Source organism: Bradyrhizobium sp. MI1.7, from assembly GCF_055811795.1.
On record NZ_JBVVPO010000006.1, the window covers coordinates 1 to 23378 of the forward strand.

Annotated in this window: 20 protein-coding genes; 18 read left to right on the top strand and 2 right to left on the bottom strand. The window is 66.0% G+C overall.

The annotated features are described in order from the left end of the window. Positions 1 to 143 precede the first annotated feature (143 nt). From AC0L3X_RS08600 to AC0L3X_RS08650, 11 genes are all read left to right on the top strand, one after another. Positions 144 to 956: a CbbQ/NirQ/NorQ/GpvN family protein gene (locus AC0L3X_RS08600; RefSeq protein ID WP_063984471.1), complete on the top strand. Its 813-nt coding sequence runs from the start codon at positions 144 to 146 to the stop codon at positions 954 to 956. A 10-nt stretch (positions 957 to 966) separates the two neighbouring features. After that, positions 967 to 2886 (top strand): nitric oxide reductase activation protein NorD, encoded by a 1920-nt coding sequence (locus tag AC0L3X_RS08605; RefSeq protein ID WP_063984470.1) that lies wholly within the window; start codon positions 967 to 969, stop codon positions 2884 to 2886. A gap of 74 nt (positions 2887 to 2960) precedes the next feature. Beyond that, a complete protein-coding gene (locus AC0L3X_RS08610) occupies positions 2961 to 3623 on the top strand; it encodes an HAD family hydrolase (RefSeq protein ID WP_063984469.1) in 663 nt (220 codons plus the stop codon). A gap of 6 nt (positions 3624 to 3629) precedes the next feature. Continuing rightward, positions 3630 to 4580, top strand: a complete 951-nt coding sequence (locus tag AC0L3X_RS08615; protein WP_063984468.1) for a sugar-binding transcriptional regulator — start codon at positions 3630 to 3632, stop codon at positions 4578 to 4580. 347 nt (positions 4581 to 4927) lie between these two features. Beyond that, positions 4928 to 6181 carry an ABC transporter substrate-binding protein gene (locus AC0L3X_RS08620; RefSeq protein WP_441256852.1) on the top strand — a complete coding sequence of 418 codons (1254 nt, stop codon included), beginning with the start codon at positions 4928 to 4930 and terminating at the stop codon, positions 6179 to 6181. 91 nt (positions 6182 to 6272) lie between these two features. Beyond that, positions 6273 to 7145 carry a carbohydrate ABC transporter permease gene (locus AC0L3X_RS08625; protein ID WP_063984466.1) on the top strand — a complete coding sequence of 291 codons (873 nt, stop codon included), beginning with the start codon at positions 6273 to 6275 and terminating at the stop codon, positions 7143 to 7145. Positions 7146 to 7149: 4 nt separating this feature from the next. Beyond that, positions 7150 to 7980, top strand: coding sequence for a carbohydrate ABC transporter permease (locus tag AC0L3X_RS08630; RefSeq protein WP_063984465.1), 831 nt, complete (start codon positions 7150 to 7152; stop codon positions 7978 to 7980). Between the two features lie 15 nt (positions 7981 to 7995). Further along, positions 7996 to 9003, top strand: coding sequence for an ABC transporter ATP-binding protein (locus tag AC0L3X_RS08635; RefSeq protein ID WP_063984464.1), 1008 nt, complete (start codon positions 7996 to 7998; stop codon positions 9001 to 9003). Positions 9004 to 9053: 50 nt separating this feature from the next. Next, positions 9054 to 9827, top strand: coding sequence for an SDR family NAD(P)-dependent oxidoreductase (locus tag AC0L3X_RS08640; RefSeq protein WP_063984463.1), 774 nt, complete (start codon positions 9054 to 9056; stop codon positions 9825 to 9827). A 38-nt stretch (positions 9828 to 9865) separates the two neighbouring features. Beyond that, complete coding sequence (locus AC0L3X_RS08645; protein ID WP_063984462.1) at positions 9866 to 11512, top strand: FGGY-family carbohydrate kinase; 1647 nt, start codon at positions 9866 to 9868, stop codon at positions 11510 to 11512. A 5-nt stretch (positions 11513 to 11517) separates the two neighbouring features. After that, positions 11518 to 12453: a carbohydrate kinase family protein gene (locus AC0L3X_RS08650; RefSeq protein WP_063984461.1), complete on the top strand. Its 936-nt coding sequence runs from the start codon at positions 11518 to 11520 to the stop codon at positions 12451 to 12453. Positions 12454 to 12465: 12 nt separating this feature from the next. On the opposite strand, the gene AC0L3X_RS08655 is transcribed toward AC0L3X_RS08650, so the two are convergent. Beyond that, positions 12466 to 13353, bottom strand: a complete 888-nt coding sequence (locus tag AC0L3X_RS08655; protein ID WP_063984460.1) for a LysR family transcriptional regulator — start codon at positions 13351 to 13353, stop codon at positions 12466 to 12468. Positions 13354 to 13487: 134 nt separating this feature from the next. Here AC0L3X_RS08655 and AC0L3X_RS08660 point away from each other — a divergent pair, with 134 nt between their 5' ends. The 7 genes from AC0L3X_RS08660 to AC0L3X_RS08690 all read left to right on the top strand — a co-directional run bounded on the left by AC0L3X_RS08660 (position 13488) and on the right by AC0L3X_RS08690 (position 22304). After that, positions 13488 to 14909 (top strand): amidase, encoded by a 1422-nt coding sequence (locus AC0L3X_RS08660; RefSeq protein WP_063984459.1) that lies wholly within the window; start codon positions 13488 to 13490, stop codon positions 14907 to 14909. A gap of 84 nt (positions 14910 to 14993) precedes the next feature. Further along, positions 14994 to 15944: an ABC transporter permease gene (locus AC0L3X_RS08665; RefSeq protein WP_354131489.1), complete on the top strand. Its 951-nt coding sequence runs from the start codon at positions 14994 to 14996 to the stop codon at positions 15942 to 15944. Further along, positions 15941 to 16834 (top strand): ABC transporter permease, encoded by an 894-nt coding sequence (locus AC0L3X_RS08670; protein ID WP_166098018.1) that lies wholly within the window; start codon positions 15941 to 15943, stop codon positions 16832 to 16834. Before AC0L3X_RS08665 ends, AC0L3X_RS08670 begins: the two co-directional genes overlap by 4 nt. Before the next feature lie 2 nt (positions 16835 to 16836). After that, complete coding sequence (locus AC0L3X_RS08675; RefSeq protein ID WP_231144481.1) at positions 16837 to 17850, top strand: ABC transporter ATP-binding protein; 1014 nt, start codon at positions 16837 to 16839, stop codon at positions 17848 to 17850. Continuing rightward, complete coding sequence (locus AC0L3X_RS08680; protein WP_063984456.1) at positions 17847 to 18851, top strand: ABC transporter ATP-binding protein; 1005 nt, start codon at positions 17847 to 17849, stop codon at positions 18849 to 18851. The genes AC0L3X_RS08675 and AC0L3X_RS08680 overlap by 4 nt, the downstream gene beginning before the upstream one ends. A 54-nt stretch (positions 18852 to 18905) precedes the next feature. Continuing rightward, positions 18906 to 20402 carry an ABC transporter substrate-binding protein gene (locus AC0L3X_RS08685; protein WP_063984455.1) on the top strand — a complete coding sequence of 499 codons (1497 nt, stop codon included), beginning with the start codon at positions 18906 to 18908 and terminating at the stop codon, positions 20400 to 20402. A gap of 261 nt (positions 20403 to 20663) precedes the next feature. Then, on the top strand, positions 20664 to 22304 hold the full coding sequence (locus AC0L3X_RS08690) for an amidase family protein (protein WP_231144482.1): 1641 nt from the start codon (positions 20664 to 20666) through the stop codon (positions 22302 to 22304). Positions 22305 to 22379: 75 nt separating this feature from the next. On the opposite strand, the gene AC0L3X_RS08695 is transcribed toward AC0L3X_RS08690, so the two are convergent. Continuing rightward, on the bottom strand, positions 22380 to 23282 hold the full coding sequence (locus AC0L3X_RS08695; RefSeq protein ID WP_063984453.1) for a LysR family transcriptional regulator: 903 nt from the start codon (positions 23280 to 23282) through the stop codon (positions 22380 to 22382). Positions 23283 to 23378: the final 96 nt, after the last annotated feature.

The following is a 23378-nucleotide window of genomic DNA, read 5'->3' on the forward strand; positions in this document are numbered from 1 at the left end:
CCCCCCCCCCCCCCCCCCCCCCCCCCCCCCCCCCCCCCCCCCCCCCCCCCCCCCCCCCCCCCCCCCCCCCCCCCACAAAAACCCCCCCCCCCCCCCCCCCCCCCCCCCCCCCCCCTTTCCAGAATGATTTCCGGAGAAGAACCATGACAGCAGCACTTCACGCCCTGGCGGCACCCGCGCTCGTGCTCCCGGCTTACGTTCCGAGCGGCAACGAATGCGCGCTGTTCGAGCACGCCTGGCGGCACCAGCTCCCGGTCCTGCTGAAGGGGCCGACCGGCTGCGGCAAGACGCGCTTCGTCGCCCACATGGCGGCGCGGCTAGGACTGCCGCTTCACACCGTCGCGTGCCACGACGATCTCACCGCCGCCGATCTTACCGGCCGCTACCTGCTAAGGGGCGGCGACACCGTATGGACCGACGGTCCGCTGACACGGGCGGTGAGGGAAGGCGGCATCTGCTATCTCGACGAAGTCGTGGAGGCGCGCAAGGACGTCACGGTGGTGCTGCATCCGCTCACCGACGACCGCCGTATCCTGCCGCTGGAGCGGACCGGTGAGGAGCTGGTCGCGCCGAAGAGCTTCATGCTGGTGGTCTCCTACAATCCCGGTTACCAGACGCTGCTGAAGGCGTTGAAGCCGTCGACGCGTCAGCGCTTCGTCGCCGTCGAGTTCGGCTTCTTAGCCCCGGAGCAGGAGATCGCGGTGGTCGCGGCCGAGAGCGGGCTCGCACCCGACTATGTGCGGCCGCTGGTCCTGCTGGCCGGCCGGCTGCGCGCGCTGAAGGGGCACGACCTGGAGGAGGGCGTTTCGACCCGTCTCGTGGTCTATTGCGCCACCCTGATTGCGGCGGGAGCCTCAATTACGGATGCGGTGCTGGCCGGCATGATCGAACCGCTCACCGATGACGCAGACGTCAAGGCGGCGCTGCTCGACGTCGCACGCGCCGTGATGTCCTGAGGGGGATGCGATGCTCGATTTCCTCGAGCTTGAAGAAACCGTCGGCCGAGCCTGGCATCGCCTGGTCGGCGGCACCGCGAGCTATCAGGCCCATGCCGAACACGCGGTGTCGCTCGCGGAGGTGCGCAGCCGGATCGCAATCATGTTCCGCGCGCTTGGCGGAGAGACGGGCGTGCAGATCGCGAGCGCGAGTGCCCGTCGGACCGGGCATCGGCTTGGATGGCGTCAGCGCATCGGGCTCGGCGACGAGCGGCTCGCGCAACCCGGGCGTGACGCCGCGACGATCTTCCTGCCCGACAACATCGCGATCTTCGCCGATCGCGGGCTGAATGCTGCGCTGTACCGGTGGCTGGCCGCGTGGTTTGCCTTTGCACCGGTCGACGTGATCGCGGAGGCCGATCCGCTGCGGCGCGATCTGCTGACGCTGCGCCGGACCAGCGAAGTCGCGGTGCTTGTGCTCACGGAATGTCCCGGCCTTGCCGAAGACTACGCCCGGCTGGCCGCGGCCACGGCCATGGCGCGGCCGCACCGGCCATTGCCGCGCATCGAGCAGGACATGGAGCAGATCGTGCTTGCTCTGCTCGGCGCCGATACGCCGCCGGTGGGAAAGCTGTGGCCGGCGATGATGGGGACGGGGCCGCTGCCGGACAAGGCGCCGCCCGGCTATCGTTCGATCCTGCCATGCCCGCTCTGGGGCGATTGCTGGACACGGGCGCTGTCGCCCGCACATGCGGGTGACGACGCGTGCGTGCCGACCGCTGCACCAGTGCCATCGGACGATCGCAAGCGTTTTGCCGTCCGCGAGCGCGAAGACGGTACCGATCGCCGCGATCCTTTCGTGCTCAATCGCTTTGAAAAGATCCTCGCGATGGCCGAGATGATCAATGTCGACCGCCCGGCTGACGACAGTGAGGACGAGGATGCGCGGAAGGCAGCCGACGACCTCGAGGAGATCACGCTCAGCCGCCGCAGCGGCAAGCCGGCGAGCCGGCTCAAATTCGATCTCGACCTGCCGCCGGAAGCCCTCGATGTATCGCCATTGAACGCCGACCTGAGCTATCCCGAATGGGACTATCGCAGCAGCTCCTATCTGCCCGATCATTGCCGTGTGCTCGCGGGTGCGGCCTCCGAGCTGGGTGAGGGCTGGACGCCTGATGACGCCATGCGTCGGCACATCCGCCAGGTGCGCCGCCGCTTCGAGGTGTTGCGGCCGCGTCATGAATTGATGCGCGCCCAGGCCGATGGGCACGACCTCGATCTCGACGCGCTCGTGCGCGCGCGGTGCGATCTCCGCGCCGGAAGTGGCGGGGGCGGTCTCGATCGGGTCCATGTGGCGATGCGACCGCGAGGGGACGATCTTGCCGTCACGCTGCTCGTGGACGTCTCGCTTTCGACGGATGCGTGGGTCGACGGTTATCGGGTGCTCGACGTCGAGAAGGAGGCGCTGCTGGTGCTTGCGCACGGCCTGTCGGCCTGCGGCGATCACCACAGCATCCTCACCTTCACCTCGCGCCGGCGTTCCTGGGTGCGGCTCGAAACGGTCAAGGCCTTCGGCGAGCCGATGAGTGGCGCGATCGAGCGCCGGATCGGCGCGCTGAAGCCTGGCTATTACACACGGATCGGTGCGGCGGTACGCCACGCCTCGGCCGAGCTGGCGCGCCAGCCGCAGCGCAAGAAGTTGCTGCTCGTTCTCACCGACGGCAAGCCGAACGACGTCGATCATTATGAGGGGCGCTTTGCGGTCGAGGACACCCGCAAATCCGTGCAGGAGGCGCGGCGGCTCGGCATCGCGGTCTTCGGCGTGACGGTCGATGCGACGGCGCAATCCTACGTCCCGACGTTGTTCGGCCGCAGCGGCTACGCCATCGTCGGCAACATCCGTCGACTGCCTGCGGCGCTGCCGGCGATCTATCGACAGGTCGCCCATTGACCCCGGAGAACCCGCATATGTCCTCCACCGGGTGAACTATTGCTCAAAGTGTGGGTATATGATCGAATGGCCGGATGGACCGAAGCCGGCAAAGGCCCGATCTGGTCATTTTCGACTGCGACGGCGTGCTCGTCGACAGCGAGCTCGTGAGCTGCCAGTGCCTTGTGGACGAGCTGTCCGGATTTGGGATATCGCTGACACTTGCGCAGGCGCTCGAGCTGTTTCTCGGACGAAGCACGAGCGCGATCACGCAGCACTATCGCGAACTCGGCCAGGCGGTGCCGGCCGATTTTCCCGTCCGGCTGAAGTCGCGCGTACTGACCGCCTTCGAGAAAGCGCTCCATCCGATTCCCGATGCGGATACCGTCCTGTCCGGACTGCGCGTGCCGTGTTGCGTGGCCTCGTCGAGTGATCTCGACCGCGTCGCGCTGTCGCTGAGGGTGACCGGTCTCGCGCCCCATTTCGGCGACCGGATCTACACGGCGCAGATGGTCACGCACGGCAAGCCCGCGCCGGATCTCTTTCTCCACGCGGCGGAGAAAATGGGCGCGCTCCCTGCGCGCACACTGGTGATCGAGGACAGCGTCAGTGGCGTGCTGGCCGCGAAGGCTGCCGGCATGACCGTCTGGGGATTTGTCGGCGGCAGCCATTATCGCGGACGCGACGGCCAGGCTATATTGTCCGGCGCCGGGGCCGATCGGGTCTTCGCGCACATGAGCGAATTCTGGGAGGCATAGGCCGCCATGGCCGTCGAGAACGAAAGGTCCAGACTCGACGATGCCGCGCGTGCCGGCTGGCTCTATTTCATTGCCGGTCACACCCAGGACGAGATCGCAAAGATGCTCCAGGTCTCGCGGGCCTCCGCGCAGCGGCTGGTCTCGCTGTGCCTCGCCGAACGTCTCATCACCTTCCGTCTCGAACATCCCATCGCCGCCTGCATGGAACTGGCGGCACGCTTGAAGGAGCGCTTCGACCTCAGCCATTGCGAGGTGGTGCCGGCCGATCCTGCCGCGCCGCAGGCCACGGCAGGCATCGCCGAACGCTGCGCCAATCTGCTGGATTCGACGTTGCGTTCGGAAACGCCCGTCATCGTCGCGCTCGGCACGGGCAGGGCGGTGCGCGCCGCGGTCGAGCGCGTGACGCCGATCGACCGGCCCAACCACCAGATCGTCTCGCTGGTCGGCAACATCTCCGCCGATGGTTCGGCGAGCTTCTACGACACCGTCGGCCGGCTCGCCGACCGCACCGGTGCGCGGCACTATCCGATGCCGCTGCCGTTCCTGATGTCGTCGGAAGACGAGCGCAACAAGATGGTGCGGATCGAGCCGATCGCGAAGGTTAAGGCGGTCGCGGCCAAGGCTGACTTGCGCCTCGTCGGCATCGGTCAGATGGACCAGAAGGCGCAAATCCACGTCGACGGCTTCGTCACCCGCGACGAATTGTTCGAGATGATGCGGCAGGGGGCGATCGGCGAAATCACCGGTTGGGCCTATGATTCCAAGGGCCGCCTGCTCAAGGCCGGCACCAACAGGCGCCTCACCAGCATTCCGCCGGAAGTGCCGGCCAAGACCACGACGATCGGCGCCGCGGTCGGTGCAGCCAAGGTGCCGGCGATCGCGGCCGCGCTGAACGGGCACCTGATCAACGGCCTGATCACGGACGAGGCGACGGCAAGGGCGATTCTGGAGCGGTAGGGCGGGCGCTACAGCCACTTGCGCCAATGTCATCATCCGCGAAAGCGGATGATCCAGTACGCCGCGGCCTATCCGGTGCGAAACCAACTCACGACACGTCGTACTGGATGCCCCGCTTTCGCGGGGCATGACAGCGAAGGCGGAGGAAAAGCTCCGGCCCTCCCGCACCGCAGCACTCATAAGTTGCGGGAACGTCCGCGCGCCTGCTTGACAAGCGCCGCACCTCGTCCGAACATACGCCCAACGCGTGGGCATATGCTCAGAAGCGCGATCCTAGGGAGGTCACCGTGAAACACGTCCTCGGCGCCGTCTGCGGCGCGTCTTGCCTGTTGCTGGCCGTCCCTGTGATGGCCGAAACGACCCTGACCATCGCCACCGTCAACAATGGCGACATGATCCGCATGCAGGGGCTGACCAGCGAATTCACCAAGAAAAATCCGGACATCACCGTCAAATGGGTGACGCTGGAGGAGAACGTGCTGCGCCAGCGCGTCACCACGGACATCGCCACCAAGGGCGGCCAGTTCGACGTCCTCACCATCGGCACTTACGAGGTGCCAATCTGGGCCAAGAAGGGCTGGCTGGTGCCGCTCGCCAATCTCGGCGCCGATTACGACGTCGCCGACCTGCTGCCGAAGATCAGGGACGCGGTCTCCGTCGACGGCAAGCTCTACGCCGCGCCGTTTTATGGCGAGAGCTCGATGGTGATGTATCGCACCGACCTGTTCGAGAAGGCCGGCCTGAAGATGCCGGAAAAGCCGACCTGGGATTTCGTCATCGACGCCGCCAAGAAGCTCACTGACAAGAGCGCCGGCACCTACGGCATCTGTCTCCGCGGCAAGGCCGGGTGGGGCGAGAACATGGCGTTCCTGTCGGCCATGGCCAATTCCTACGGCGCGCGCTGGTTCGACGAGAAGTGGGAGCCGCAGTTCAACACGCCGGAATGGAAGACGACGCTTACGACCTACGTCAATCTGATGAAGGAGGCCGGCCCGCCCGGCGCGAGCTCGAACGGCTTCAACGAGAATCTGGCGCTGTTCAACGCCGGCAAGTGCGCGATGTGGATCGATGCCACGGTCGCGGCGTCCTTCGTCACCAATCCGAAGGAGTCCAAGGTCGCCGACAAGGTCGGCTTTGCGCTGGCGCCGAACACTGGGCTCGGCAAGAACGCCAACTGGCTGTGGGCCTGGAGCCTCGCAATCCCCGCCGGCTCCAAGAAGACGGAAGCCGCCGAAAAGTTCATCGCCTGGGCCACCAGCAAGGACTACACCAAGCTCGTGGCGTCGAAGGAGGGCTGGGCCAACGTGCCGCCGGGCACACGGACCTCGCTCTACCAGAACGAGGACTATCTGAAAGTCGCGCCGTTCGCGAAGCTGACGCTGGCCTCGATTGATGCGGCCGACCCGAACAAGCCCACCGTGAAGCCGGTGCCTTACGTCGGCGTGCAATACGCGGCGATCCCCGAATTCCAGGGCATCGGCACGCAGGTGGGCCAGCAATTCTCCGCCGCGCTCGCGGGATCGATGACGGTCGATGCCGCGCTCACCGCCGCGCAATCCGCGACCGAGCGCGAGATGAAGCGCGCCGGCTATATCAAGTAGACCCGAGCTCTCCCTGAGCTCACACTTGCGGCCATCCACCAGCCAGCCCCGGACGGATGGCCGCCTTCTTTCTCCAGCGGAGAGGCCAAGAATGGCAACCCGGCAGACGCAGTTCCTTGCGCGGTCGCTTCTGACCCCGGCCGTCGGGCTCCTGTTCATCTGGATGATCGTCCCGCTGGCGCTGACGATCTATTTCTCGACCCTGCATTACAGCCTGCTCGATCCCGGCTCCGAGGCGTTCGTCGGCCTGGAGAATTTCCGCTACTTCCTCACCGATCCCGCCTTCCTCGCTTCGCTCCGGAACACGCTGGTGCTGGTCGGCTCGGTGCTGGCGCTGACCATCCTGCTCGGCATTCCCCTGGCGGTGCTGCTCGATCAACCCGTGATCGGCCTCAACATCGTGCGGCTGATGGTGATCGCACCGTTCTTCGTGATGCCGACGGTGAGCGCGCTGGTCTGGAAGAACCTCTTGATGCATCCGGTGTCCGGCCTGTTCGCCTGGCTCGCCAAGGTATTCGGGCTGACGCCGATCGACTGGTTCACTGACGCGCCGCTGCTCGCGGTGATCCTGATCGTCGCCTGGCAATGGCTGCCGTTCGCGACGCTGATCCTGCTCACCGCGCTGCAATCGCTTGACGAGGAGCAGAAGGAGGCGGCCGAGATGGACGGCGCCAGCGCGCTCTCGGCCTTCATCTACATCACGCTGCCGCATCTGGCGCGTCCCATCACAGTGGTGATCTTGATCGAGACCATCTTCCTGCTCACGGTGTTCGCCGAGATCTACGTCACCACCGGCGGTGGTCCCGGACTGTCGACCACCAACATCGCGTTCCTGATCTATTCGCAGGCGCTGATCCAGTTCGATGTCGGCAGTGCCTCCGCCGGCGGCCTCGTTGCTGTCGTGATCGCCAACATCGTCGCTTTCTTCCTCGTCCGCATCGTCGGCCGCAACCTGGAGGCATGAGAGCATGGCGCGGATGGCGACGACGCAGCGGGTGGTGGTATCGACGATCGGGGCGTGGTTCTTCGGCTTCCTGATCTTCTTCCCGATCCTCTGGATGGTACTGGCGAGCTTCAAGACCGAGTTAGAGGCCTTCGCGATTCCGCCGTCCTTCCTGTTCTTCCACTGGACCACGGAAAACTACGCCACCGTACAGGAGCGCAGCGACTATCTGCATCACGCGCTGAACTCGATCATCATCGCCGGCGGCTCGACCTTGATCGCGCTGCTGATCGCAATCCCCGCGGCCTGGTCGATGGCGTTCTCCCCGACCAAACGCACCAAGGACATCCTGCTCTGGATGCTCTCGACCAAGATGATGCCGCCGGTAGGCGTGCTGGTGCCGATCTATCTGATCTTCAAGACCTTCGGCCTGCTCGATTCCCGCGCTGGACTGATCTTCATCCTCTGCCTCGGTAACTTACCGATCGTGATCTGGATGCTCTTTACCTATTTCAAGGAGATCCCGCGCGACATCCTCGAAGCCGCGCGCATGGACGGCGCTACCATCGGCCGCGAGCTCGTCTATGTGCTGACGCCAATGGCGATCCCGGGCCTCGCCTCGACCATGCTGCTCAATCTGATCCTCGCCTGGAACGAGGCGTTCTGGACGCTCAACCTGACGACCTCGAACGCCGCGCCGCTCACCACGTTCATCGCCTCCTATTCGAGCCCGGAAGGGCTGTTCTGGGCAAAGCTGTCGGCGGCCTCGACGCTGGCGATCGCGCCCATTCTCGTCCTCGGTTGGTTCAGCCAGAAGCAGCTCGTGCGCGGGCTCACCTTCGGCGCGGTGAAGTAAAGGGGCTGGCGGATCATGGGTCAGATCACACTTCAGGACGTACAGAAATCCTTCGGGCCCGTGCACATCATCAAGGGCGCCGATCTCGAGATCGCGGACGGCTCCTTCGTGGTGTTCGTCGGCCCGTCCGGTTGCGGCAAGACCACGCTGCTGCGGCTGATCGCCGGGCTCGAGGACGTCTCAGGCGGCAAGATCCTGATCGACGGCAAGAACGTCGTCGACACGCCGCCGGCCAAGCGCGGGCTGTCGATGGTGTTTCAGTCCTATGCGCTCTATCCGCATATGAGTGTGCGCGGCAATATCGGCTTCGGCCTCAAGATGGCGGGTCTTTCCAAGGACGAGACCAACCGCAAGGTCGAGGCGGCGGCGGCGACGCTGAACCTGACGCCTTATCTCGACCGCAAGCCGCGCGAGCTCTCTGGCGGCCAGCGCCAGCGCGTCGCGATCGGCCGCGCCATCGTCCGCGAGCCCAAGGCGTTCCTGTTCGACGAGCCGCTGTCCAACCTGGATGCGGCCTTGCGCGTGCAGATGCGGATAGAGGTCACGCGGCTCCAGAAGCAGCTCGGCACCACCGCGATCTACGTCACCCACGATCAGGTCGAGGCCATGACCATGGCCGACAAGATCGTCGTGCTCAATGGCGGCAAGATCGAGCAATATGGCTCGCCGCTGGAGCTCTACGAGCGGCCCGCCAATCTCTTCGTCGCCGGCTTCATCGGCTCGCCGAAGATGAACTTCGTCACTGGCGAGCACGCCTTGCAGAAGGGCGCGGCGACGATCGGCGTGCGGCCGGAGCATCTCAAGATCGAGCGCGACGGCGCCGGCGGCTGGCAGGGAACGATCGCGGTCGCCGAGCATCTGGGCAGCGACACCTTCCTTTATGTCGATGCCGGACCGCTCGGCATGCTGACGGCGCGCTACATCGGCGAATTGAGCCTGCATGCCGGCGACCGCGTGTCGCTGGTGCCGGATCCCGCGCGCATCCATCGCTTCGACGACAGCGGCAACGCGCTTCGGGGCTGACAAGAAACGGCAAGAGACGGCAAGAGACGGCAAGAAACGGAAAGACCACCATGTACCTCGAAAAATTCAAGCTGAGCGGCAAGACCGCGTTCATCACCGGCGGCGGGCAAGGCATTGGCCTCGCCTGCGCGGAAGCGCTGGCCGAAGCCGGCGCGAAGGTCATCATCGGCGACCGCGACAGCAAGGTTGCCGACAGCGCGAAGGCCAGCCTGAAGGCGAAGGGTTTTGACATCGAGACGGCGATCATGGACGTCACCGACACGAAGCGCGTGGCGGAGGTCGCGGCCGACCTCGTCGCCCGCCACGGCAAGGTCGACATCCTCGTCAACAATGCCGGCATCGCCCGCAGCGAGACGCCGGCCGAGACCGTCACCGACGAGCACTGGCTCAACGTCATCGACGTCAATCTCAACGGCACCTTCTGGTGCTGCCGCGAATTCGGCAAGCACATGCTGAAGGCCAGGAGCGGCGCCATCGTCAATGTCGGCTCGATGTCGGGCTTCATCGTCAACAAGCCGCAGGAGCAGTGCTTCTACAACGCCTCCAAGGCCGGCGTGCACCATTTGACCAAGTCGCTGGCCGCCGAATGGGGCGCGCGCGGCGTCCGCGTCAACGCGGTGGCGCCGACCTATATCGACACGCCGCTCAATGCTTTCGTGAAAAGCACCCCGAAAATGTATGACGCCTGGATCGGCGGAACCCCGATGGCGCGGATGGGGCAGGTCGAGGAGATCGCCTCCGTCGTGCTGTTCCTGGCCTCGGAGGCCGCGAGCCTGATGACCGGCAGCATCGTGCTGGTGGATGGCGGCTACACTTGCTGGTAGGCTTGCGTCAAAACTGACGAGAGCGACCGGGAGCGACAATGCCGCGAGCGTATATCGGCGTCGACGTGGGGACCACGAGCACGCGGGCGGGGGTGTTTGACGAGGCGGGCACCCTCCTTGCCACCGCCAAGCATCCGATCCGGATCTGGCACGAGGCCGGCGACATCGTCGAGCAATCGTCGTCCGACATCTGGGACGCCTGCGTAAAGTCGGTGCGGGCGGCGATGGCGGAAGCTGCCATCGCGCCCGACAGCGTCGGCGGCATCGGTTTCGACGCCACCTGTTCGCTGGTCGTCCTCGATCGGCAAGGCGAGCCGGTCACCGTCAGTGCCTCCGGCGACCGCCAGCGCAATGTCATCGTCTGGATGGACCATCGCGCCACGGCCGAGGCACGGCTGATCAACGAGACCGGGGACGCGGTGCTGCGTTATGTCGGCGGTTCGATCTCGCCCGAGATGGAGATGCCGAAGCTGCTGTGGCTGAAGCGGCACATGCGCGCGAGCTTCGATGCCGCCGGTCATTTCTTCGATCTGGCAGATTATCTGACCTGGCGCGCGACCGGGTCGCTGCAGCGCTCGACCTGCACGGTCACCTGCAAATGGAACTACCTCGCACACGACGGCGGCGGCTGGAGCGCGCCGTTCTTCAAGCGCATCGGTCTCTCCGATTTCGTCAGCGAGAAATACGCCCGCATCGGCACCGAGATCGTCGCGCCCGGCACGCGGCTCGGCGAAGGCCTCACCCGAACTGCGGCTGCGGAGCTCGGCCTGTCGCCGGGCACGCCGGTCGGCGCCTCGCTGATCGATGCCCATGCCGGCGGCATCGGCGCGATCGGCGGACGCGACGGATCGGGCGGAACGAGCGATGTCAGCGACCGTCTCGCCTACATCATGGGGACGTCGGCCTGCATCATGGCGACGACGATGGAGCCGTGCTTCGTGCCCGGCGTATGGGGCCCTTATTATTCCGGCATGGTGCCGGACTTCTGGCTCAACGAAGGCGGCCAGTCGGCTGCGGGCGCGGCGATAGACCATCTCCTCAAGTCGCATCCCGGCCATGCCGAGGCGAGCGCGGCGGCGCGCAACGAGGGTGTCGACCTCATCGAGTACCTCGAGCGGCGCATCATCGCGCGCGCCGGTGACGTCAGCCGTGCCGCGCTGCTCGCCCGCGACGTCCATGTGCTTCCCGAATTCATCGGCAACCGCTCTCCCTACGCCGACCCCGACACCCGCGCGGTGATCGCGGGCCTCGACCTCGACAGCGACGTTGGTGCGATGGAGCGGCTGTTCGTCGCCGGCCTCTGCGGTCTGGCTTATGGCCTCGCCGAGGTGATCGAGGCCTTTGCCGCGCATGGCGTCCATTCCAGCATCATGATCATGGGCGGCGGCGCGAGCCGCAGTCCGCTGGTGCGGCAGATCATGGCGGATACCACCGGGCTCACCGTCGCGCTGCCGCAAACCAAAGAACCCGTGCTGCTGGGCGCCGCGATGCTCGGCGCGGTGGCCGGCGGTGCCTATGCCTCGATCGGCGAGACCATGGCGAAGATGTCGGCGCTGGGACGGAAGAGCGAACCGACCGCGCCCGGCATGGCCGCGTTTCATGCCCGCAAGCGCGAGGTCTACAAGCTGCTCCGCGAGGTCGATCGCGGCAGCCGTGAAGCGATGCGCGAGGGTGCCGGAGGTTGAAACGGATGTTGATTGCCTGCGGCGATGCGCTGATCGATTTCGTCCCGACGCGAAACACCGAGGGGCGAGAGGCGGTGATGCCTGCGGTCGGCGGCTCCTGCCTCAACGTCGCGATCGGCATGGCGCGGCTGGGCGCGCCGACAGGATTTGTCGGCGGCGTCTCGACCGACATGTTCGGACGAATGATCGCAGATCATGCGACGGCGTCGAACGTCGAGCTGGGGCTGGCCACCCGCAGCGACCGCCAGACCACGCTCGCCTTCGTGCGCATCGTCGCGGGCGAGTCGCACTACGCCTTCTACGATGCCGAAACCGCGACACGGAACTGGACCTACCGGCGCGGCACAATTCCGTTCGCGAATATCGAGGCCGTCCATGTCGGCTCGACCACGCTGGTGAACGACCAGGGCGCGGCCGAGACGAAAGCCCTGATCGCGGACGCGCGCGCGTCGTCGACGATCTCCTTCGATCCGAACTGCCGCCCCAATCTGGTCAAGAACAAGCCGGCCTATCTCGCGCGCATGGCCGAGTTCGCAGGCCAAGCCGATCTCATCAAGATGTCGGATGTCGATTTCGCGTATCTCTTCGGCGAGGAGCCCCACGAGCAGCGCGCGAAGCTGCTGTTGGGGCAGGGCACGAGCCTCGTCGTCATCACCCGCGGCAACAACGGGGCTATTGCCTGGCACGCGGGAGCAGGGCAGATCGAAGTTCAGGCGCCGAAGGTCGAGATCGCCGACACCATTGGCGCCGGCGACAGTTTTCAGGCTGCGCTCCTGTTCGCCCTGCACAAGCAGGGCCGCATCAGCCGGCAGCAGCTGAAAGACATCGGCGCGGACGAGCTTCGCCGCGCGCTGTCCTTTGCCGCCAATTGCGCCGGCATGACCTGTACCCGCCCGGGCGCCGATCCGCCGTGGAGCCATGAAGTCACGTGGGGCGTCTAGCGCGGCTGCGCATCACAGCCGTGCGACGACCTTCTCGGCGCATTTGAGGAAGGTGCGGATCAGCGGGCTCTGCGAATCCCGCCGCCAGCACACGGCGATATCGATGGAGTCGGCGGCATCCCGCAGCGGCCTGAACACGATGCCCTGCGGCGCGCCGAGCTTCGCGCAGGCCGGCAGGATCGCAAGCCCCTCGCCGGCGAGAACGAGGCTCATCGCCGAATGCACCGTCTCCACCCGGCTCGCGATCGGCATCACGATCTGATGCCGCCGCAGCAAGGCTGCGACCGCGGAGGAGGCGGGGTCTTGCTCCGGCGGCGGCAGCGCGATCAGCGGGCGGCCCTGGAGTCGCGCCATCGGCACTGCGCTCAGGCGCGCAAGCGGCGAGCGCTTCGGCATCGCCAGCATGAACGGCTGCGCGCCAATCCGCGCCACCTGGATCTCGGGATGGTGGATCGCCGGCATGCACAGCGCGACGGTGACGCTGCGGTCGAGCAGCCGCGCCTCGCGCGTCGAGGCGCTGAGCTCGGCGAAGTCGAGGTCGACGCCGGGAATGGATCGCCGCAGCTCGGGGATCAGGCGCGGCAGCATGGCGTTCGCGAGCACGAACATGTATCCGACCGAAATCCGCCCGCGGCTGCCGGCCGCGACCGCCCGCGCGGCTTCGACCCCGTCGGCCGCGAGCGCCAGCGCCTCGCCGGCGCGCACCAGCAGGGCCTGGCCCGCTTCGGTCAGGTCCATGCCGCGCGTGCCGCGGCGGAACAGCGGCGCGCCAACCTCGGCCTCTAACTTGCGGATCTGGACCGACAGCGGCGGCTGGGCCATCCGCAGCCGTTCGGCGGCCTTGCCGACGCTGCGCGCCTCGGCCACGGCGACGAAATAGCGAAGCCGGTGAAGATCCATTGGCATACCGAAAACGTATGGGTTGACCATCAAAATGGTATTGGACGCTGAGTTAACAGAAGTGTCATTCTCGCTGTCAATGCCTTGTCAATGCTTGGGCCAACGAGGGCCGGCTTCGGAGCGATGATTTGACGATGAACGGCGATCCCTGCCTGCTGTCCGCAACCGAGCTGCGCGGCCTCGTTGCCACGAAGAAGATTTCGCCCGTCGAGATCACCCGTGCCGTGCTCGCGCGCGCCGAGGCGCTTCAGCCCGAGCTGAACTGTTTCATCACGCTCTGCGGCGACGAGGCGATGACGCAGGCGCTTGCGGCCGAGCGCAAGGTGATGGCGGGCGAGCCGCTTGGCCTGCTGCATGGCCTTCCCGTCACCGTCAAGGACATCGTCAACACTGGCGGCGTGAAGACCACGTTCGGCGCCGTTCCCTACAAAGACAACGTGCCGGCCGAGGATGCTGTTGCGGTGGCAAAGCTCCGTGCGGAAGGCGCGATCCTGATCGGCAAGACCACGACGCCCGAATTCGGCAGCAAATGCCTGACCGACTCGCCCTTGTTCGGCCGCACCCGCAATGCGTGGAGTGCGGAGCGGTCCTCCGGTGGCTCCAGTGGCGGCGCGGCCGTGGCGGTGGCGAGCGGCATCGCGCCGCTTGCGATTGCGACCGATGGCGGCGGATCGACGCGAATTCCCGCCGCTTGCAACGGCGTGGTGGGGCTGAAGCAGAGCAACGGCGTGATCGCGCACAGCCAGGCGCTCGACGCCTTCGGCAACCAGACCTATGTCACGCCGACCACGCGCACGGTCGCCGACACCGCGCTGATGATGCAGGCGATGGCCGGCGAGGACTCCTGCGATCCCTGGTCGATCGGCGTGCCCGTGCCCGATTTCATCGGCACCGCCGCGCCGCGCGGCGATCTGCGCGGGCAAAGGATCCTGTTCTGCGAGTCGCCTCCCGGCCGCCCGGTGTCGTCAGATGTCGCGGCCAGCTTCAAGGCGAGCCTCGACCGGCTGGCCGGTCTCGGTGCCGAGCTCGAGGAGTTCTCCGGCGAGGGGTTTGACATCGAGCCGATCTGGCGCGCCATCAACCACACCGTCTGGCGTACGCGTTTCGCCAAGCTGGTGGCCGAGCATGGCGACGTCCTCAGCGAAGCCTTCGTCAAGCAGGTCGCGCTCGCGACCAATGTCAGCGGCGTCGCCTATCAGGAGGCGATGTTCGCGCGCACCGCGCTGTTCCGCCGCGTGCAATCCCTGCTTGCGCGCGGGCATCTTTTGGCGATGCCGACCATCACCCGCACCGCGCTGCCGATCGACCAGGACCTGTTCGGCACCATCGAGATCGACGGCAAGCACTTCGACAGCGTCCGGCCGCACTGGTTCCCCTGGACCATGCCGTTCAACATGACCGGGCACCCCGCGATCAGTCTTCCCTGCGGCTTCGGCCGCGACGGCCTGCCGATCGGGCTTCAACTCGTCGGGCGCTTCCGTGCCGATGCCGAATTGCTGCGCGTGAGCGCGCTGTTCGAGGCCTCGCACGATCTTCTGTCCCGCCGGCCCGGCTGAGGTGAGGCACATGCCGCAAAGGACTTGCCTCCGGCGCCCGGACATGTTGATCGTGCGGCGGATGAGCCCTGAAGCCGAGCGCGCATGAGCGTATTCTTTCTTCGACGTCTGTTGACCTTGCTGGCGACGCTGGTCGGCGCATCCGTGATCATTTTCCTGGTGCTGGATGCGCTGCCTGGCAATGCCGCGCAGATGCTGATGGGCGCGGATGCCTCGGCCGACGCGGTGCGCGCGCTTACGGTCAAGCTCGGGCTCGACCAGCCGCTGGCGGTTCGCTATCTGCAATGGATCAAGGGCCTCCTCGTCGGCGATCTCGGCAACAGCTATGTCTATGGCACGCCGGTCGCGAGCCTGATCGCGGAGCGGCTCGTGCTGACCGTTCCGCTCGCGATCATGTCGATGCTGATCACGGTGACGCTGGCGCTCTCGGCCGGCATCTACACCGCGGCCAACCACAACAAGCTCGGCGACGTCGGCGTGATGTCGTTGACGCAAGTGGGCATCGCGCTGCCGAATTTCTGGTTCGCGATCCTGCTGGTCCTCCTGTTCTCGGTGCGGCTGCAATGGCTCTCGGCGGGCGGCTTTCCCGGCTGGGAGGACGGCATCTGGCTCGGCATCAAGTCGCTGCTGCTGCCGGCGGTCTCGCTCACCGTGGTGCAGGCCGCGATCCTCGCGCGCGTCACGCGCTCGGCGGTGCTCGAAGTGCTGCGCGAAGATTTCGTCCGCACGGCGCGCGCGAAGGGGCTCGGCAAGCGCGAAGTGCTGTGGAGCCACGTGCTGCGCAACGCCATGATCCCCGTGATGACGGTGATGGGGCTGCAATTCGCCAATCTGCTCGCCGGCACCATCGTGATCGAGAACGTGTTCTACCTGCCGGGCCTCGGCCGCCTGATCTTCCAGTCGATCGCCAACCGCGACCTGATCGTGGTGCGCAATTGCGTGATGCTGCTTGCGGCCATGGTCGTCATCGTGAATTTCGTGGTCGACGTGCTCTACGCCTTCATCGATCCCCGCATCAAGGTCCACGATTTGTGAGCGCGCCCCTGACCACTTCGGTCGACGCCCCGATCGCAACGCGTCCGCTGCCGGCCCGCACCTTCTGGGCCCGCGCGCTGCGTCACCGCAGCTTTGTGCTGGGCGGAGCGCTGAGCCTGCTGGTACTCGCCTCGGCGCTACTGTCGCTGGTGTGGACGCCGTGGTCGCCCTATGAGATCGACATCGCCTCGAAGCTCCGACCGCCGTCGGCGGCGCACTGGCTCGGCACCGATTCCTTCGGCCGCGACATCGTCTCGCTGCTACTCGCGGGCGCGCGCTCGACCATTCTGGTCGGCATCATCGCCGTGAGTATCGGTCTCACCTTCGGCGTTTGCCTCGGCCTGATCGCTTCTGCCAAGCGCGGCTGGACCGAAGAAATCATCATGCGCTTCTCCGATTTCACCTTTGCCTTTCCGGCGGTGCTCTCCGCGATCATGCTCGCCGCGGTCGTCGGGCCGGGCATGGTGACCTCGATCATCGCGATCGGAATTTTCCAGATCCCGACGCTGACCCGGCTGACGCGCGGCTCGGCCAACGCGATCTGGGCGCGCGAATTCGTGCTGGCCGCGCGCGCGTCGGGCAAGGGCAAATTCCGCATCACCATCGAGCATGTGCTGCCCAACATCCTGTCGATCCTGATCGTGCAGGTCACCATCCAGTTCGCGCTCGCGATCCTTGCCGAAGCCGCGCTATCCTATCTCGGTCTCGGCACGCAGCCGCCGCAGCCGTCCTGGGGGCGGATGCTGAACGATGCGCAGACGCTGCTGTTCCAGTCGCCGATGCTCGCGGTCTATCCGGGCGCGGCGATTGCCATCGCGGTGCTCGGGCTCAATCTGCTCGGCGACGGACTGCGCGATCTGCTCGATCCGCGACTGGCGCGGGAGCGATGACGATGGGGGAGCGCTCAACCCTGCCGCTGATCGAGGTCGCCAATCTCGGCGTTCGCCTCAACACCAGCCGCGGACCGGCGCAGGCCGTGCGCGGCGTCAGCTTCGCCCTCAAGCGCGGCGAGACGCTGGGTCTCGTCGGCGAATCCGGCTGCGGCAAGTCGGTGACGGCGCTGTCGCTGATGGGCCTCTTGCCGGACAGTGCTGTCGTGACCGGCAGCATCAAGCTTGATGGCAGCGAGCTCGCCGGTCTGTCGGATGCGGATTATTGCAAGCTGCGCGGCAACCGCATCAGCATGATCTTCCAGGAGCCGATGACGGCGCTCAACCCGATGCACACGATCGGGCATCAGGTTGCCGAGCCGCTGCGGCGTCACAAGAAATATTCGGCGGCGCAGGCGCGCAAGGAAGCGATCGCCTTGCTCGACCGCGTCGGATTGCCCGATCCCGCAGGGCGGATCGACGCCTATCCGCATCAGTTCTCCGGCGGTCAGCGCCAGCGCGTCACCATCGCGATGGCGCTCGCCTGCGAGCCCGACCTCCTGATCGCGGACGAACCGACCACGGCGCTCGACGTCACCATCCAGGGCCAGATCCTCGACCTCATCGCCGATCTCGTCGAGGAGCGCGGCATGTCGATGATCCTGATCTCGCACGATCTCGGCGTTATCGCCGAGAACGTGCAACGCATGATGGTGATGTATGGCGGCACGGTCGTCGAGAGCGGGCCGACCGACGAGGTGTTCCGCCGGATGGGCCATCCCTACACGCAGGGCCTGTTCCGCGCCCGGCCGAAGCTCGGCGCGCGCAAGGGGACGCGGCTGACGACGATCTCGGGGACGGTGCCCGAACTTGCGGACTTGCCTGCCGGCTGCACGTTCGGCGACCGCTGTCCGCTGGTCGAGGACAAGTGCCGCGTGGCGCTGCCGCCGATGATCGAAGTCGGTCCCGGTCACGGCGTGCGCTGTGTGCGCACCGATGTCTCCATGGCCGCGAATGTCGGAGCGCTGCCCGCATGACCGCAGCGCCGCTTCTCGACGTCAAGAATCTTGAGCAGCGTTACACGCTGCCGCGCGAAAGCCTGTTCCGCCCGCCGGGCCAGGTGCGCGCGCTCAACGGCGTCAGCGTGCGGGTCGATGCCGGCAAGAGCCTCGGCGTCGTCGGCGAGTCCGGTTCGGGCAAGTCGACCTTCGCGCGGGTGGTGATGGCGCTGGAGCGGCCGACGTCGGGGCAGGTCGCGCTGCTCGGGCGAGATCTCAACCGCATCTCACCCGACGAGCTGCGCCGTGCGCGCCGCGATTTCCAGATGGTGTTCCAGGATCCTTACGGATCGCTCGATCCGCGCCAGACCATCGCGCGCATCGTCGCCGAGCCGCTCACCGTGCTGGAAGATGCCGACCGCACCACGTTCCGCGCCCGCGTCTCCGCGGTGCTGCGGCAGGTCGGCCTGCGCGATGCCGACATGGACAAATATCCGCACGAATTTTCCGGCGGCCAGCGCCAGCGCATCGCGATCGCGCGCGCGCTGATCACCCAGCCGAAGCTGATCGTCGCCGACGAGCCGGTTTCCGCGCTCGACGTCTCCGTGCAGGCGCAGGTGCTCAATTTGATGCAGGACCTCCAGGAGCAGTTCGGCCTGAGCTACATCCTGATCAGCCACGACCTCGCCGTGGTCGACTATCTCTGCGACGAGGTCGCGGTGATGTATCTCGGCCGGATCGTCGAGCAGGGCAGGCCGGAGGACCTGTTCGAGCGCTGTGCCCATCCCTATACGCGGGCGCTATTGGATGCCGTGCCGCGGGCGCGCGCTGGCGGCGGCCGGCGCCGGCGCGGGGCCCAGGCGATCGCCTCGCAATCGGTGACTGCTGCCGGATGCCCCTATGTCGCGCGCTGTCCGCTCGCCGACCAGCATTGCCGCGAGGTTCCGCCCTTGCTACGCAAGGTCGGCGAAGCCCATCTCGCCGCCTGCCACAAGGCGGAGGCGGTGATGGCATTGCCGCACGCGGTCATGGAAGGTTAGTGTCCCCCATGGAATTGGCGTAGGCTGAGACAAGAGAAGGCCGGGGAGTTACGCATGTTCAGGAAATTATCGATCGTCGCATTTGCCGCCGCGCTTGTCGCAGCACCGCTGCCGGTGCTGGCGCAGGGCAAGAAGGACAGCGTCGTCATGGCGATGGCGCTGGAGCCGCCGGGGCTCGATCCCACCATCGCCGCCGCGGCCGCGATCGCCGAAGTGACGCTCTACAACATCTATGAGACGCTGACCAAGATCAACGAGGACGGCTCCGTCTCGCCCTTGCTGGCGGAGAGCTGGACCGCCTCGCCCGACCTGAAGACATACACGTTCAAGCTGCGCAAGGGCGTCAAATTCCAGAACGGCGAGCCGTTCGATTCCGCGGCGGTGAAGTTCTCGTTCGAGCGCAACGCGATCGCGACCAGCACCAACAAGGACAAGAGCCTGTTCCAGGCCTTCGAGAAGGTCGACGCGCCCGACGGTGACACGGTCGTGATCACGGTGAAATATTCCGAGCCGAACCTGCCGTTCCTGCTCGGGCAGGCGAGCGGTTCGATCGTCGAGCCGAAGAGTGCAGCCACCAACGGCACGCAGCCGGTCGGGACCGGGCCCTATCAGCTCGGGGCCTGGGCCAAGGGCTCCTCGATCACCCTGACCAAATGGGCCGACTATCGCAACGCCGCCGCGATCAAGCTGTCGAAGGTGACGATCCGCTTCATCTCCGATCCGGCGGCGCAGACCGCGGCGCTGCTCTCGGGCGACGTCGATGCGTTCCCGCGCGTTGCGGCTGCGCGCGCCATCGGACAGTTCAAGGCTGATCCGCGCTTCAACGTCATGGTCGGCGGCTCCCGTGCCAAGACCATCGTCGGCATCAACGAGCGCAAGAAGCCGCTCGACGACGTCCGCGTGCGCCGTGCCATCCTCGCCGCGATCGACCGCAAGGCGATGGTCGACGGCGCGGCTGATGGTTTCGGCACGCCGATCGGCAGCTTCTACGTGCCCGGCGCGCTCGGCTTCGTCGACACCACCGGCATCAACCCCTACGATTCCGAGAAGGCGAAGAAGCTGCTGGCGGAAGCCGGGGTCACCACGCCGCTCGAACTGTCGCTGAAGCTGCCGCCGCCGTCCTATGCGCGGCAGGGCGGCGAGATCCTCGCGGCCCAGCTCGCCAAGGTCGGCATCATCGCCAAGATCGAGAATGTCGAATGGGCGCAGTGGCTGTCGCAGGTGTTCGCCGGCAACGGCCCGCACAATTTCGACCTCACCATCGTCAGCCATGTCGAGCCGTTCGACCTCGTCAAGATCACCGAGCCGGACTACTATCTCGGCTACAACAACGAGGCCTTCAACGCGCTCTACAAGCAGATCGTGTCGACGCCTGACGAGGCTGGCCGCGCAAAGCTGCTCGGCGATGCCCAGCGGATGCTGGCCACCGACGCGGTCGCAGGCTTCCTGTACCAGCCCCAGCTCATCACCATCACCAACAAGAAGCTGAAGGGCGTCTGGAAGGACGTCCCGCAATACGAGAACGATTTCTCGACCTGGTCCTGGGAGTAGGGGCCGTTCGATCAGGTCGAACCTGCTGCAACGTTGACCTCTCCCCATCGGGAGAGGTCAATCTTTTTGGGCACCCCAAAAACAAAAACCTGAAAAACAACCCCATGCACAGTAGCCGGGGTTAGATATTTCAATGGCTTGCACCGTCCGCTCGATGGCTTGCTGAGCCATGCGATGCGGTTGACCCGTCGGGCAAAACACCGGCAATATACGATCATCGCGGCGTCATGGTTCGGGACGCGCCGTCAGGCGAGGCACGCCATGAAGAAGCCATCCCGCCGCGATGCCGGCATCGCCGCGGCTGTCGTCAACGCTGAAGCACCGATCACCCTGAAGCTCGACAATGCGCCGATGAGCGATATCGCTCATGCGCTGGCCAGCGGGCAGGTCACTGCCACGGCGCTGACCAAAACCTATCTCGCGCGCATCGAAGCCTATGACCGCAACGGGCCCGCGCTCAACTCCGTGCGCGCGATTAATCCCGACGCGCTTGGGATCGCGGGCAAGCTGGACGACGCCAGGCCGTCGGCCAAGCGGCCGCTGGCGGGCATCCCGATCCTGGTGAAGGACAACATCGCGACCGGCGACAAGCAGCCGACGACGGCGGGCTCGCTGGCGCTGGAGGGCGCGCGCGCCAGGAGAGACGCCACAATCGTCAAGCTGCTGCGAAAGGCCGGTGCGGTGATCCTGGGCAAGGCGAACCTGACGGAGTTCGCCAACATTCTCGCGGCCGACATGCCCGCGGGCTATTCGTCGCTCGGCGGTCAGGTGAAGAACCCTTACGTGCCGGCGCTGATGGATGATCGCGGCATCCCGGTCGTGCCGCCGGGCGGATCGAGCGCGGGCTCGGCCGTCGCCGTAGCGGCCGGCCTCTGCGCAGCCTCGATCGGCACCGAGACGTCGGGCTCGCTGCTGTATCCCGCGAGCCAAAACGGCCTCGTCACCGTGAAGCCGACTGTTGGGCTGGTCAGTCGGGCCGGGATCGTGCCGATCGCGCACAGCCAGGACACTGCAGGGCCGATGACGCGCACGGTGCGCGACGCGGCGATGCTATTGAACGTGCTCGCGGCCGAAGACCCACTCGACCCCGCGACCGAGCGGCAGCGGCGGCCGGTCGACTACAGCGCCGACCTCGCAACCGACGCGATGAGGGGCGCACGCATCGGCGTGCCGAGCGACCCGGCCGATCCGCTGAACGATCGCTACTACGGCAAGCTGCCGCCCAGGTCGGCCAAGGTGATGGCCGACGCGATCAAGGTGCTGGAGGATCTGGGCGCCGTCATCGTTCGTGCCAACATGCCAACATCTGGCTGGATCGGCGGGCCGGGCACGAGCATGAACGTGCTCAACCGCAATCCCCTAAGTCGCAACAAGGGTAATCTGGCGACGCCGCCGATCGTCTTCCTCTACGAGCTGAAGCGCGATCTCAACCTCTACCTCAGCGATTGGGCGACGAACACAGAGATGAAGACCATGGCCGATATCGTGGCCTTCAACGAGGCGAACGCGGAGACGGCGCTGCGGTTCGGCCAGGACCTGTTCCTGGCCGCCAACATGACCAGGGGCGATCTGAGCGAGCGCGAGTACAAATCGGCACGGGCCATGGACCTGCTCTCCGCCAAGACGCGCGGCATGGACGCCTACATGAACCAGCACAAGCTCGACGCGGTGCTGTTTCCCGGCGCCGCAGGCTGCGTGATATCAGCGAAGGCGGGCTATCCCAGCGTCATGGTGCCGGGCGGTTTCATTTCGGGAGCAGACGACAAGGACACGCCTGACTATCCGCTCGGCGTTACCTTCGCAGGCCGTGCCTGGAGCGAGCACAAGCTGCTGCGTCTGGCCTACGCCTATGAGCAGGCGACCAACATGCGCAAGCCGCCGCCCGGCTTGCCCGCGCTTTAGATTTCGCCGGCCGAGAGGATCAGGCGGAAATCCCTGCTCGCGCGTCGGACCACGTTTCTGGCCAGTTCCGAAAGTTCAGAGTGACAAATTGCGCGACACGCCCAAAGCGTCGACAAGAAAATCGATGAACAGGCGGGCACGCAGGGGGAGTTGTCGTCCGAATGCGTGCAGGACGTAGACCGGTGTGGTGAACATCGGTATGCCCGGCAGCACGACATTCAATCGCCCGGCGGCGAGCTCGTCCTCGATTGCGATGCGCATGAACTGCGTGATGCCAACGCCTTTTATGACCGCCTCAATCAACGACTGAGCATCGTCGCTATCGAAGGGGCCATTGGGGATGACCCGTGTGCCGTCCGCAAAAGTAAATGCTTGCGGCCGGCCACCAAGCAGATGGCGAAGGCAGGCATGCTGCGTGAGATCGTCGATCGACTGCGGGATTCCTCGTCGCTGAAGGTATTCCGGCGATGCGCCCAGAACATATTGCAGGACACCTAACGAGCGGCCGATCAGGTTTGTGTCTTCCAATTCGCCAATTCTGACAGCGAGGTCGAAACCCTCGCGGATGAGATCGACACGGCGGTCCGTGACGCTGAGATCAAGCTTGATGTCCGGATAGCGCTCCAGGAACGAGCCCGCCCATGCGGAAATCAACGGGCGTCCAAATGTACTCGGCACAGTGACCCGAAGCACGCCACGGACGTTTCCCGGAACCTGCACGACGTCGTCGGCTTCCTCTATCGCGCGCAGATGGGGAGCGACGTGCTCGTAGTAAGCGGCGCCTTCGGACGTTGGGCTGAGTGTGCGCGTTGAGCGCTGCAGCAAGCGCACGCCGAGGCGTTGTTCGAGGCGCGAAACGCTTTTCGATACCGCCGAGGGGCTGGCGCCGATCGATCGTGCGGCGCCGGCGAAAGAACCCGCGTCAACCGTCCGCACGAAGGCCAGCAGACCGGCCGTTCTTTCTAGAATCGTTGTCATTCAGGACTTTGGATCGCGAAAGAACCGAACGAAAGACGGCTAATCGGCCATTTATGAACGAATAGTCTGACTTTCGCAATGGGGGCCCCGACAACC

Coding starts and splice junctions, on each gene's coding strand:
- AC0L3X_RS08600 (WP_063984471.1), top strand. CDS start 144: ATGACAGCAGCACTTCACGCCCTGGCGGCACCCGCGCTCGTGCTCCCG.
- AC0L3X_RS08605 (WP_063984470.1), top strand. CDS start 967: ATGCTCGATTTCCTCGAGCTTGAAGAAACCGTCGGCCGAGCCTGGCAT.
- AC0L3X_RS08610 (WP_063984469.1), top strand. CDS start 2,961: ATGGACCGAAGCCGGCAAAGGCCCGATCTGGTCATTTTCGACTGCGAC.
- AC0L3X_RS08615 (WP_063984468.1), top strand. CDS start 3,630: ATGGCCGTCGAGAACGAAAGGTCCAGACTCGACGATGCCGCGCGTGCC.
- AC0L3X_RS08620 (WP_441256852.1), top strand. CDS start 4,928: ATGGCCGAAACGACCCTGACCATCGCCACCGTCAACAATGGCGACATG.
- AC0L3X_RS08625 (WP_063984466.1), top strand. CDS start 6,273: ATGGCAACCCGGCAGACGCAGTTCCTTGCGCGGTCGCTTCTGACCCCG.
- AC0L3X_RS08630 (WP_063984465.1), top strand. CDS start 7,150: ATGGCGCGGATGGCGACGACGCAGCGGGTGGTGGTATCGACGATCGGG.
- AC0L3X_RS08635 (WP_063984464.1), top strand. CDS start 7,996: ATGGGTCAGATCACACTTCAGGACGTACAGAAATCCTTCGGGCCCGTG.
- AC0L3X_RS08640 (WP_063984463.1), top strand. CDS start 9,054: ATGTACCTCGAAAAATTCAAGCTGAGCGGCAAGACCGCGTTCATCACC.
- AC0L3X_RS08645 (WP_063984462.1), top strand. CDS start 9,866: ATGCCGCGAGCGTATATCGGCGTCGACGTGGGGACCACGAGCACGCGG.
- AC0L3X_RS08650 (WP_063984461.1), top strand. CDS start 11,518: ATGTTGATTGCCTGCGGCGATGCGCTGATCGATTTCGTCCCGACGCGA.
- AC0L3X_RS08655 (WP_063984460.1), bottom strand. CDS start 13,353: ATGGATCTTCACCGGCTTCGCTATTTCGTCGCCGTGGCCGAGGCGCGC.
- AC0L3X_RS08660 (WP_063984459.1), top strand. CDS start 13,488: ATGAACGGCGATCCCTGCCTGCTGTCCGCAACCGAGCTGCGCGGCCTC.
- AC0L3X_RS08665 (WP_354131489.1), top strand. CDS start 14,994: ATGAGCGTATTCTTTCTTCGACGTCTGTTGACCTTGCTGGCGACGCTG.
- AC0L3X_RS08675 (WP_231144481.1), top strand. CDS start 16,837: ATGGGGGAGCGCTCAACCCTGCCGCTGATCGAGGTCGCCAATCTCGGC.
- AC0L3X_RS08680 (WP_063984456.1), top strand. CDS start 17,847: ATGACCGCAGCGCCGCTTCTCGACGTCAAGAATCTTGAGCAGCGTTAC.
- AC0L3X_RS08685 (WP_063984455.1), top strand. CDS start 18,906: ATGTTCAGGAAATTATCGATCGTCGCATTTGCCGCCGCGCTTGTCGCA.
- AC0L3X_RS08690 (WP_231144482.1), top strand. CDS start 20,664: ATGAAGAAGCCATCCCGCCGCGATGCCGGCATCGCCGCGGCTGTCGTC.
- AC0L3X_RS08695 (WP_063984453.1), bottom strand. CDS start 23,282: ATGACAACGATTCTAGAAAGAACGGCCGGTCTGCTGGCCTTCGTGCGG.